The organism is Paracoccus sediminicola (genome assembly GCF_027912835.1).
GTDB lineage: Bacteria > Pseudomonadota > Alphaproteobacteria > Rhodobacterales > Rhodobacteraceae > Paracoccus > Paracoccus sediminicola.
The window spans coordinates 105,789-117,306 of sequence record NZ_CP115770.1; the positions used below are offsets into that span (position 1 = coordinate 105,789).

Genomic DNA, 11,518 nt, shown 5'->3' on the forward strand with positions numbered 1-11,518 from the left:
AGCACGTCAGGGTCTGTTGCGCGGTTTCCGCGGGTTGGTCGCCGGGGCCATGGCGCGGGACTTGCGCGCGTTCGTTGTTCCCGGTGAGGATGTCGCAAATGCCCGTGGTCTCGATCTGGACGCCGCAGGGCTGATCCGCGCGGTGACGCCGCGCCACGCGAACGTCTTGCTGATCGCGGGGCCCTTGCCCACTGCGCTGGCCGATGCGGCCAGCGTCGTCTGGGCCCAGATGCCGCGACCCCGGTGCATTCTGGCGCTTGGTGAGGTCGATCTTGGCCCTCTGCCCACTGCCGACGTGACGGCGGAGATGTCGCAGGCGGGCCTGATCTCCGGACTGGAGGATCTGCGCAAACTGCTCCGCAATGGGGCTTTTGCACCAGACATCACGGAGTTTGATGCGCCTGCCCTGTCGGAGCGGATCGAATACACCTGCCCCATGCATCCCGAAGTCGTTTCGGACGAACCCGGCAAATGCCCGAAATGCGGGATGTTCCTTGTGGAACGCCGCGTTTCCGGCGCGGCGTCGCACGGCCATGAGGGCCATGAGGGCCATGAGGGCCATGAGGGCCATGAGGGCCATGAGGGCCATGAGGGCCATGAGGGCCATGAGGGCCATGAGGGCCATGAGGGCCATGAGGGCCATGAGGGCCATGAGAAATCGTCCACGGGTTCTACGCAAGCAGAAAAGGCCCATCATCACGCGGATGCTGTGACCAGCGCCGAGGCGTCCACTTCCTATGTTTGCCCCATGCACCCAGAGGTCACCTCCGACACGCCCGGCTCCTGCCCCAAATGCGGCATGGACCTCGTCCCTCAGGCCGAGGCCGGAGAGCACGCGCACCAAGGTCATCATGCGCATCACGGCCACGGCCATCACGCCAAACCGGCCTCGGAGCCGACAGGCCCCTACACCTGCCCGATGCACCCCGAGGTGACCTCCGAGACACCGGGTTCCTGCCCCAAATGCGGCATGGACCTCGTTCCGCAGGCCGAGGCCGGAGGCCACGCGCACAGTGGACATGGCAGTCACAAGCACCACGCGCACACGCCAGCCCAAGAGGGCCAAGGGGGGCACGCTGCGCATGGCGCACACGGGCAGCAGGATGCGCATAGCGAGCATCATGGCCACGCAGGCCACGGCGCAGCGCCCGACATCCCGGGGATCGAGCCACATTTCATGTCCATGGTCGAGCTGACGGAAGGCAAACCGGTCAGCCCCGACGGGTTGGTGATGGAATGGATAGACGCTCCATTCGGCCCATTCTTCCCGGGTCTGCCAAGCGGACTGCATATGGTTCTGACCCTCGATGGAGACAGCGTCGCGGGCGCCGAGATCAGAGGGATGGAGGCGGCAGCGCTGCCATCAGGCGTTGCTCTCGAAGACTTTGCTGCAAGTCTTGCAGACGCGGTGCCCCTGTCACCTGTGGCGATGCGCGAACTGGCCTGCCGCGCTGCCGAAGCTGCAACAGGGCAGACCGCGCCGAAAGACGTGCTGACGGCGCGCGCCGCGGCGGTTGAACGCGAAAGGATCGCAAGCCATCTCAACTGGCTTGCCGGGTTGGCTCGACAAGCGGGCCTTGCACCGCTGGGGCGCCGGGCGGCGGCCATGGAACACCGCGTCCGGACGGCTAAAGCGGATGAGGTGGCAGAGCAAGCAACCTCTATAACGAGCCTTCTGCACGTTGCACTCAACCGATCACTTATGGGACCAAAACTGACCGGGATCGGGACGCTTCAGGGAGCATCGGAAGGTCCTGTGGCACGTGCGGCGGGCCATGCGTCCGATGCCAGACACGGCGACGGGGTCTACGACGAATTAGGTTTCGAACCGATCACGCAGGATGAAGGCGACGCGATGGCGCGGCTACGCCAACGCTGTGCGGAGATTGCGCAAAGCCTTGATCTGATAGCCGAGGCGGGCGCGATTGCGATACCAGTGATGCCGCGTGCAAAAGGCGACGGCCATGGCATGGCCACACTGGAAACACCGCGCGGACCGGCAACCCTGCACCTGACATTGAAGGGTGGCATGGTTTCCTCGACCCATCTGACCACACCTTTCGCGGCACTCGCTGCGCATGTGCCCGACCTGATAAAGCAGATGGAACTTGCCGACGCACTGACCGCAATCGCCTCGCTCGATCTTGATCCCTGGAGCGCGTCACAATGAGTATCGCGATGATCCTTTTGGCGCTTGCTGTCGGCTGCTACGCAGTGGCCGTTCTGGAAAGCTGGGCGGTTCACGGACGCCTGAGCCTGACACGCCCGGCGACTTCGGCACTTGCTCTTTTGGGCCGTGAACAGATCATGCCCCGCACGCCCGACCGGCTCTTCTTCGAATCCGGCCCGGTCCTACTGCTGGTCGCGGGATTGCTGTCGGTGGCGGTGATCCCGCTGGCGCCGGGGCTGATCATTACCGATCTGGCCATTGGCGCGTTGTTTCTGAACGCCGCGCTGGCCTATGTACTGGTTGCCCTTATCATGGCGGGCTGGGGGCCAAACGGAGCTTATGGGATGATCGGCGGCTGGCGCTTTCTGGGCCAGTTCATCGCCTATGCCATGCTGATCGTGATGCCCATAACGGCAGTGGCGATGCGGGCGGAGTCGCTCTCCACCACCCAGATCGTCCTGTCTCAGGCGGCGCTGTGGAACGTCGCCTATCAGCCCATCGGCTTCGTCCTGTTCGTCATCGCGGCGATGGGTGTCGCCTGGCTGCCGCCCATCGACCTGCCCACCGGCGGCGGCGATCTGGCGGGTGGAGTCGAGGCCGAATACACCGGCGCGCGGCTGGCCGTCCTGCGGCTGGCACGGCTTGTGATCATCGTCGCACTGGCCAGCGCAACCGTCACTTTCTACCTTGGAGGCTGGCTTGGCCCGTGGCTGCCGGGCTGGGTTTGGACTGCGCTCAAGACGCTCGCCGTGGCAGCAGGGATGCTTGCGCTCGGATCCAGACTGCCGCGCCTGCGCGAGGCGAAGTATCTTGAACTGAGCTGGAAGCTCGGCATCACCCTGGCGCTGGCCAATATCTTCCTTGTGGGCGTCATCGCCCTCGTGGTGCCGATATGAGCCTTGCCACCGCCCTGTTTCTCGCGTTTTTCGGTGTTGCCGCGATCTGGTTCGGGATCGTCGTCTTTCGCACGCATTCCATGGTGCGTTCGGCCATCGCGCTCCTCTTCAGTCAGACCGCCATCGGGGCGATGTTCCTTGTCATGCAAGCCGAGTTCCTGGGCGTGCTCCAGATCATGATGATGGCCACCGAGATGAGCGTCATGGCGATCTTCATGGTCATGTTCATGATGGACCCCGGCGGCATGGGCAAGATGGACATGACACACCAGAAACGCCTGTCGCTCTGGGCAGGCGGGATTGGCTTGGTTGCCGCGCTTGTGGTGATCTGGACCGCCGGCTGGCAAGGCCCCGTGCCCGACGTGCCCGGGGCCGATGAACAGGCGCGCTTGCTGGGACGCGAAATCCTCGGACGCTCGATGTTCATCTTTGAAAGCGCGGCGCTGATGATCCTGACCGCGATGATCGCCGCGACCATGGTCGCCATCGCCCCGCAAGAGGAGGACACCCCATGATCCCCGAGCTCATGATCGCGCTCAGCGTCGGTGCGGCGCTTTTCGGCGTTGGTCTCTATGGCGCGCTCAGCCAGACCAACCTTGTCATGATCATCATGGGGGTCGAGCTGATCCTTGCCGCGGCACTGCTCAATCTCGTGGCGTTCTGGCGCTATCTGCACCCCGATGTGACCGCGGCGAAGATGTTCGTGCTAATTGTCATGGCGGTGATGGCGGTCGAGATGGCCGTGGGTTTCGGCATCGCCATCGCGCGGTTCCGCTCGCGCGGGTCGGTCGAGATGGAAGAAGCGCGGGAGCTCAAGGGGTGATCTGGCTGGCGCTGACGATCCTCGCGCCCCTGGGCGCGGGCCTGACGGCCCTTGCGCTGCGGCGGGCGCCGGAGGCGATTGCGCTAATCGGCGCAGCCCTGGGCCTTGCCGGGGCAATTGCGCTGTTCGCCGGGGTGGCGGGCGGTACGGATATCACGGCCAGTCTGCCTTTCCTGCCGGACCTGCCGATCCGGTTGGTGGCCAGCCCGCTGACGGCAACGCTGGCGCTGGTCGTCGCGACCGTCGCGGCCATGGTCCTGACCTATGCGGCGGGCTACATGGCGCAGGATCCGGAACGCCCCCGCTTTTTCGGCACCATGCTGATGTTCGTGGCCGCGATGCAACTTCTGGTGCTGTCGGGCGACTGGATCACACTTCTGGCGGCGTGGGAAATGATCGGTTTCGCCTCTTACCTTCTGATCGGGTTTTGGCACGGACGCAACGGAGTGCCCGGGGCGGCCATGAGGGCGTTCCTCTATACCCGGACGGCCGATCTGGGCCTCTACCTCGCGGCCTTCCTGCTGATCGGTATCGCCGGAACCTCCGAGATATCGGCCACGCTTGCCACCACCGGCACCCCGGCGCTGATCGCGGGCCTGCTGCTCTTGTTCGCGGCGATGGGCAAGTCGGCGCAGGTGCCGATGCAGGACTGGCTGATGCGGGCGATGGCGGGACCAACGCCGGTGTCTGCCCTGCTCCACTCGGCCACGCTGGTAGCGGCGGGGGCGATCCTGCTGATCCGGACCGCACCGATGTTGCCTGGCGGCGCGCTTCTGGCAATCGGGATTGTCGGCGGGGCGACGGCGGTGATTGCCGGGCTAATGGCACTGGCCGCAACGGACCTCAAGCGTCTGCTCGCCGCCTCAACCGCCAGCCAGTACGGGCTGATGCTGATCGCGGTGGGGGCCGGGGTTCCCATCGCCGCCCTTCTGCACCTGATCGCCCATGCGGCGATCAAGTCGGCGCTGTTCCTTGGCGCCGGCGTCTTCCAGCACGACCGCGAGAGCACGGATCTTGACACGCTTGCGGGCGCAGGTCGCACCCGGCCCGGCATCTTTGCGGGCTTTGCCGTGGCAGCTCTGGCGCTGGCCGGGCTGCGACCGCTCGCTGCCTTCTATTCCAAGGACGCAATACTCGCCGCGGCTCTCGATAGCCCCTCTGCCGCGTGGTTGCTGCCGCTGGCCCTTGCCGGGTCGGTGCTGACCGGGGCTTATATGGGCCGGGCATTGAAGGTGCTGTGGTCCGGCACGCCGGAGAAGCCCCACGATCCAGTGCCGCTTATGGCCGTCGGCATGGGCGTTCTCGTGGCACTCGCCGCCACGCTCGGCCTTGTTTTCAAACCGCTGGAGGCGATGCTGGGCGCGCATCTGGCCGAGCCCGGCTGGATCGTCCCGGCCATGGGGCTGGCGGTGGGTCTGGCCGGGCTGGCGCTTGGCTGGCTGCTGGCCCCCGCCCGCCTTCTGGGTCCGCTGCTTGCACCTGCGCGGGATGGGTTTCCAATTGCAGGGGGTTTGGACGCCCTCGTGGTCCGCCCGGCGCTGGCCCTGGCGCGGCTGTGCGACCGTCTGGATAGCTGGATCATCCGCCGTGTCGTGCTGGGCGGCATCGTCACAGGCGCACAAGCGCTGTCACACCGGATCGAGCGCGCCGAATACTGGCTTCTGGCGCTGGTCAACGCGGTTGGCAGGCTGAACCTGTCTCTCGGACAGATCAGCCTGCGCACCGACCGTGACACCATCGACCGCGCAATCTTTGGCCTTGTCGATCGCACAGTCGCCCTCGGCACCCGCGCCCGCCGCCTGCAAAGCGGCCTTATCCACCGCGAAATGGCGATGACCGTCGCCGGAATCGCCCTTGTCACCGGCGTACTCCTCGCCGCCCCGCTTTTCTTCTGAGGATCGCGCTCATGCCGCTTCTGACCATTGCCACCTTCCTGCCCATCCTTGCCGGTCTCGCGCTTATGGCGCTGCCCGACCGCTCCACGAAAAAGGCACACACGGTGTCCATCGCCGCGACGGGGGCCGTCTTCCTCATCACGCTGGGGATCTGGGCGCGGGGCATCGTGGCCGGAGATTTTGCCCAGGTCGAGGAAATCGCCTGGATCCCGGCCATTGGCGCAGCCTACCGACTGGGCGTGGACGGGTTGAGCCTGCCGCTTGTGCTGCTGACCTCGCTTCTGTTTCTTCTGTCGGCGTTGTATTCGGCGCGGATCGGGGAGCGGGCGGCCTCCTATGTGGTGCTGATGCTGATGCTGGAAACCGCGTCGCTCGGCACCTTCATGGCGCTTGACGGCCTGCTCTTCTATGTCTTCTTCGAGGTCTCACTGGTGGGCATGTATTTCATGATCGCAGGCTGGGGCTATGAAGAGCGGCAACGGGCTGCGCTCATGTTCTTCCTCTATACGCTTGTGGGCTCGTTGCCCCTCCTGCTGGCGATCATCGGGCTTTACCTCGGCTCAGGTACCTTCGACATGCGTGTCTGGGTCGAAGGTACCACACTGGGCGGGCTTCCCGCCATGCTGGCGCTGATTGCAATGCTCGTGACCTTCGCGGTCAAGATCCCGGCCTTCCCGGTCCACACCTGGCTTCCGGCGGCGCATGTGCAGGCGCCCACGGCGGGCAGCGTGATCCTCGCCGGCGTGATGCTGAAATTCGGCACATACGGGCTGGTGCGCTTTGCCTACCAGATGACGCCCGAGGCCTTCGCGCAGGCCGGACAGGTGATCCTCGCCTTCGGGGTGGTCAGCGCGCTTTACGGGGCCTTCGCGGCACTGGCGCAGAGCGACCTAAAGAAGATGATCGCCTACACGTCCGTTAACCACATGGGGTACGTGGTGATGGGCGTCGCCATTGCTGCACTGGCGACAGAGCCGCGCATCCGGACCATAGCTTTGGATGGCGCGACCCTCCAGATGGTCAGCCACGGGCTGGTCACGGGCGCCCTCTTCTTCCTTGTGGGCATGTTGCAGGACCGGGCCCATACCCGCGGAATCGGCGATTTCGGCGGGCTGCTGGGCCGTGTGCCGTGGCTTGGCTGGGCCTTCATCCTGTCGGCTTTCGCCTCTCTCGGATTGCCGGGCCTGGCGCACTTCCCGGCCGAGTTCCAGATTTTCCTTGCCACGCTGAACGGCATGCCCTGGGGGTTGATCGCGATCCTCGCCATCGTTGTCACGGCGGCGCTGTATCTGCGGGCCATCGCGGGCGTGTTTCTGGGCGAGATGAACGACAAATGGGCCGACATGCCCGATCTGGACCGGCGCGAAAAGCTGGTGGTCCTGCCGCTTCTCGTCCTGACCGTTCTGATCGGTGTCGCACCCGGCTGGCTGATTGACATGATCCACACCACCATGACGGGCCTCGGCAACTGATGGAGATGGGCCGCGATCTTGCCCTTCTGGCGCCGGAGCTTACGCTTGCCGCCGCGGCGATGCTGATGATCGTCGCCGAGATGTTCCGCGCGGCGCGGCTGGTGCTGGCCATCGGTCTGGCCGGGCTTGCGGCGGCCACCCTGCTGACACTGCCGATGCTGAGCGTTGACGCCACCGTCTTCGGCGGCACTTACCGGATAGACCTGATTTCGGGCTGGGCCAAGCTGATCCTGCTGCCCGGCACCGCTCTGTCCCTGCTGCTCGTCCGGGCCGAAATCACCGGTCGCCCGCGCGAAGGCAGCGTTCAATCCCTCGTCGTGCTCGTGACCCTTGGCGCGCTGATGCTGTCGGGGGCTGGCGACATGATGGTGGTGGTGATCGGTGTTGTGCTGACCGGACTGGGCTCTTTCGCGCTTGTGGCCTGGCCGCGCGACGATGCGGCCACCGAGGCAGCGATGAAATACCTCGTCTTCGGCGCGGTCACCGGATCGGTGATGATCTACGGGCTGACCTTCTGGTTCGGCGGCACCGGCTCGACCCTGTTCTCGGAGCTGGGCCAGTTGCAGGGCCAGACACTTGTGACCATCGCCGGGTTGATCGCCATCATCGTCGGTCTGGGCTACAAGGGATCGCTGGTGCCGTTTCATTTCTGGGCACCGGACGCTTATCAGGGGGCGCCCGTGTCGATCGCGGCCTACCTGTCCGTCATCACCAAGGCGGCCGCCTTTTTCGCGTTCGCGCAGGTCCTGCGCGACCTGCCCCGTGACGGTGGCTGGCCTCTGGCGCTGGCCGTGATCGCGGCGGCGACAATGACCTATGGCTACCTCGCCGCACTGGTGCAGACCAACCTTGTGCGCCTGATCGCCTATTCCTCGGTGGCACAGTCGGGATATTTCCTGATGGGCGTCGTGGCCCTCGGGGCCAGCGGCTTTGCCGTTCCGGGCATTCTGGTCTTTGCCGCCGCTTACGTGGCGATGAACCTCGGTGCCTTTGCGGTTGTCCTGCTGGCCGGGCGCGATCTGGGCGATCTCGAAGGCTTCGGGCGCACCCGTCCGTGGCTCGGCGCGGCGATGGTGGTGTTCCTGCTGTCACTGACCGGCATCCCGCCGCTCTTCGGCTTCGTGGGCAAATTTTATCTGCTCTCGGCAGCGGTCGAGGCCGGGTATCTGTGGCTTGCGATCATCGGCGTCCTGAACTCGGTGCTGGCACTTGGAGTTTACCTGCGGTTGATGGTGCCGATGTATCGAACTTCTTCGACAGAGCACCCGTCAGAGGTGGGCGCAGTTCTGACCCAAGGAACAGTCGTGGTCACCGTGCTTGCCACGCTGCTCATCGGGCTCGCGGCCGGAATCCTGCCCGGGCCGTAGACCAGACATCGGCATGGATTTGAAGGTGACCGGGCCAGCCCGCCGGTTTGAGACGCGTTCAAGCGAAGAGCATCGGACATTCGCGCGCGCACCTTTTGCGCGCGATGATGTAGATGAGGTGCTGGGTCCCGAGACCGGCAAGCAGGCAAAAAAAAATCTACGCATAAAGCACGAACAGGGTATCGACCACTGCCACAATCGTCAACGCGCATCATCGCATGTGCAAACAGGTTGAAACCGCTGGAGGCGGAATGATCGGGGACAGATAGATCACCTAGATCATCCATCGCGGCATCAGGTAATCTAGGATCATCGTGCCTTCATAGTCGAGGCTTTCCTGATTAACGATAATCTCGACCCAATCCAGATTGTCCGGATGCGGCACGTATGGCGCCAGACGGAACGCCAGACCCGCTAGAGCGCGACAACGCACGATCGCCCCCTGAACACAGATTGCACAGGGGATGCCGCAAGCAACTGTATTCACTTATAAAATGCTACCATCCATCACTGGACGATCTGTCAGCCTGTCGCTTTCCACATCCTAAAGCGCCCCTGCCCGGTCACTTCGCGGATCAAACCGCTTGCCTCCATCCACGCCAGATTGCGCTGAACGGCGGCGCGACTGGCTCCAGTCGTCGCCTCAGCCATTGGGGCGGAGACCAAGGGCCACTGAGAGAAAGTTCTTCGCAAGGCAAGCGGCGTGCGGCCAGACAATTGCGCCATGACGTTTTCTGCCCGACCCGTCCACGCTTCAATATCGTCAAGTGTTCGCATCGCCGTCAGAATTGCGCTGTTCATCCCATCCAACCAGCGTGCCAAGCGTTCGGTTGGCAAACCCGAGAAGCGCAGCCCCCTTGCCCCGCCCATAGCCAGCGGTGCGAAGACGGCGCCGCCTTCGTCGCAGGCCGCGATCCTGGACGCGGTGACGGCGGCTTCGATCTGGTCGCCGTGCTGTCCGAGGCCCGCCAGACTCCAGAGATGAAAGCCCATGCAAGCCCTGGTGATTGGGTGGAGCTCGGCTGCGGCTGTCATTACATCCAGCCATCCGCCCGCGCGACCTTCGAAACGCTCAGCGCTGTCTTCAATGCTCTCGGGATCGCGGCGATCCAGGAAGGCGGCCAGGTCGGCCACCGGTCCGGGACCGCCTGTCAGGCGCCGAACAGCCCATCCAACTCTTGCAAGGGCATTAGGGTCATCCTGTGCGCCCGAAAGCCGCATCGATATCCAGAGCGCCAGACGATCAGAACTCACCCGGTCCCCCGCGAACCAGCTGAGGTTCGCTGCCTCTATCAAAGCGAGGCGATGCCGCCAGCCTTCCGGGCCGCGCAGCAGTCGGTCATCCAGAGCACCCAGACGCCCAGCGACCCGTGCCAGTCGAGCAGCTTGAACGCTTTCTGCCTTTGCCCAGTCTTCGATGACAGCAGTGTCGGGCGGTTCTGCCCGTGGCCCGGGAGGCAAATCATTTGGTTCTTCATCGAGTGGTCCCGGCAGAAACCAGAGATCCTCTTCGTGAGCTTCTTCATCCTCCTCGATGGTGATGAGGGGATCATTGAAATCATATGTTAAAGCAGTTGCTTGGGTCTTCATATGTGCAAAATACAATTCTTTTGCATATTACCCAAGTGACTTTGTGGCGGTAGCCGACGTTTTTTATATAGTATGCGCGCGCGACTGCCGGTGAATCCTCTCTGATCGCGCTCAGCGCAAGGAAACCAAGGGCTTGTAGACAAGCACGACGAGAAAGCACCTACTTGCATTCGTTTACAAACGGTCGTTTATTGGCGATATATTAAATTGCAAACGGCCCAGTTTCATGCCCCTGATTGGCTATGCGCGCGTCTCCACCGAGGATCAGACCCCCCTGCCCCAGTCTGAAGCACTGCAGTCTGCGGGATGCACCGAGATCTTTGAAGAGCACGCCTCGGGCGGCAATCGCGCGCGGCCCGTGCTTGCACGTGTGCTGGAGCGGATTGGCAAGGGCGACACGCTGGTCGTCGTGCGGATCGACCGGCTTGCGCGGTCTTTGTCGCACCTACTTGAGGTGATCGAAAAACTGGAGGGCAAGGGGGCGTTCTTCCGCTCGCTCCAGGACCCGATCGACACTGCCTCGCCCCAGGGCAAGTTCACGTTGCAGGTTCTGGGCGCTGCGGCTGAGTTCGAACGCGCTCTGATCCGCGAGCGTACCAAAGCCGGACTTGCCTCGGCACGCTCAAAGGGCCGCGTCGGCGGGAACCCTGGACTGCGGGCCAAAGACCCTGCTGCTCTTCGCAAAGTACGGCTGGCGCGACAAGACGGCTACATGGAGCGTCTGAACGAGACGGCACAAGATTGGGTGCCCCATGTGCGCCGGTTGCGACCCGACTTGGCCTGGGAAGACGTGGTGCGCATCATCAACGGCCCCTTGCCCGAGGCGCGTCGCTGGACCCAAAGCCGTCTCTTGCGCGCTGTGAAGGCCTATGTCGGCGACGGCTTCCTGCCGGCCGAGGTGCTAGCCCGCGCCGGGCGCCGCGAAACCGACGACCGTCTGCCCGCCATCGTCGCCGGCATCAAGGGCGCGGACCCCGACATCACGCTTCAGGCGATCTGCACCCGGCTGGAAGCGATGCGCGAACGCACGCCTCGTGGCCGAACAAGATGGCAGCCGTCTTCGGTGAAAATGCTGTTGGAGCGGGCGGAACGACTTGGCCTCATGCCGTACGAATCGAGCCAAAATCAGATGTAGCTTCTGACCCGAATCCAAAAAATTTCACCGGGAGAAAACTCCGCAGGAGGCAGAAAGTGCCATTAGTTGCTTGGGGTTAGCTGCTAATGTGCCAACTCAACAGAGTAGCGGCTCGATTTGGTTAGATCTGCATTTAATATATCTATATCAATGACTTGCTGAGTTTTTTA

General features: G+C 63.8%; 11 protein-coding genes. 9 read left to right on the forward strand and 2 right to left on the reverse strand.

Features of this window, described 5'->3' with window-relative positions; genetic code table 11:
- The first annotated feature begins 166 nt into the window (after positions 1-166).
- Genes PAF18_RS16915 through PAF18_RS16950 form a run of 8 tightly spaced genes read left to right on the forward strand, consistent with a single transcriptional unit; the run spans position 167 to position 8,858 of the window.
- Positions 167-2,170, forward strand: a complete 2,004-nt coding sequence (locus PAF18_RS16915) for a heavy metal-binding domain-containing protein (protein ID WP_353620702.1) — start codon at positions 167-169, stop codon at positions 2,168-2,170.
- Positions 2,167-3,066: a complex I subunit 1/NuoH family protein gene (locus tag PAF18_RS16920; protein ID WP_043847419.1), complete on the forward strand. Its 900-nt coding sequence runs from the start codon at positions 2,167-2,169 to the stop codon at positions 3,064-3,066. Before PAF18_RS16915 ends, PAF18_RS16920 begins: the two co-directional genes overlap by 4 nt.
- A complete protein-coding gene (locus PAF18_RS16925) occupies positions 3,063-3,581 on the forward strand; it encodes an NADH-quinone oxidoreductase subunit J family protein (protein ID WP_078523484.1) in 519 nt (172 codons plus the stop codon). Before PAF18_RS16920 ends, PAF18_RS16925 begins: the two co-directional genes overlap by 4 nt.
- Positions 3,578-3,889 carry an NADH-quinone oxidoreductase subunit NuoK gene (nuoK, locus tag PAF18_RS16930; protein ID WP_050532696.1) on the forward strand — a complete coding sequence of 104 codons (312 nt, stop codon included), beginning with the start codon at positions 3,578-3,580 and terminating at the stop codon, positions 3,887-3,889. The genes PAF18_RS16925 and nuoK overlap by 4 nt, the downstream gene beginning before the upstream one ends.
- Positions 3,886-5,784 carry an NADH-quinone oxidoreductase subunit 5 family protein gene (locus tag PAF18_RS16935; RefSeq protein WP_271118268.1) on the forward strand — a complete coding sequence of 633 codons (1,899 nt, stop codon included), beginning with the start codon at positions 3,886-3,888 and terminating at the stop codon, positions 5,782-5,784. Before nuoK ends, PAF18_RS16935 begins: the two co-directional genes overlap by 4 nt.
- A gap of 11 nt (positions 5,785-5,795) precedes the next feature.
- Positions 5,796-7,256 (forward strand): complex I subunit 4 family protein, encoded by a 1,461-nt coding sequence (locus PAF18_RS16940; RefSeq protein WP_216034234.1) that lies wholly within the window; start codon positions 5,796-5,798, stop codon positions 7,254-7,256.
- A 5-nt stretch (positions 7,257-7,261) separates the two neighbouring features.
- Positions 7,262-8,623 carry an NADH-quinone oxidoreductase subunit N gene (locus PAF18_RS16945; protein WP_078523489.1) on the forward strand — a complete coding sequence of 454 codons (1,362 nt, stop codon included), beginning with the start codon at positions 7,262-7,264 and terminating at the stop codon, positions 8,621-8,623.
- A gap of 13 nt (positions 8,624-8,636) precedes the next feature.
- The gene (locus PAF18_RS16950) at positions 8,637-8,858 is read left to right on the forward strand and encodes a hypothetical protein (RefSeq protein ID WP_271118269.1); all 222 of its coding nucleotides are present in this window, start codon (positions 8,637-8,639) and stop codon (positions 8,856-8,858) included.
- 39 nt (positions 8,859-8,897) lie between these two features.
- Here PAF18_RS16950 and PAF18_RS16955 read toward each other — a convergent pair whose 3' ends face one another.
- Positions 8,898-9,056, reverse strand: coding sequence for a hypothetical protein (locus tag PAF18_RS16955; RefSeq protein ID WP_168175262.1), 159 nt, complete (start codon positions 9,054-9,056; stop codon positions 8,898-8,900).
- An 89-nt stretch (positions 9,057-9,145) separates the two neighbouring features.
- Positions 9,146-10,213: a hypothetical protein gene (locus PAF18_RS16960; RefSeq protein ID WP_112312787.1), complete on the reverse strand. Its 1,068-nt coding sequence runs from the start codon at positions 10,211-10,213 to the stop codon at positions 9,146-9,148.
- 226 nt (positions 10,214-10,439) lie between these two features.
- Between PAF18_RS16960 and PAF18_RS16965 the strand changes: the two genes are divergently transcribed.
- Positions 10,440-11,348, forward strand: coding sequence for a recombinase family protein (locus PAF18_RS16965; protein WP_271118270.1), 909 nt, complete (start codon positions 10,440-10,442; stop codon positions 11,346-11,348).
- Positions 11,349-11,518: the final 170 nt, after the last annotated feature.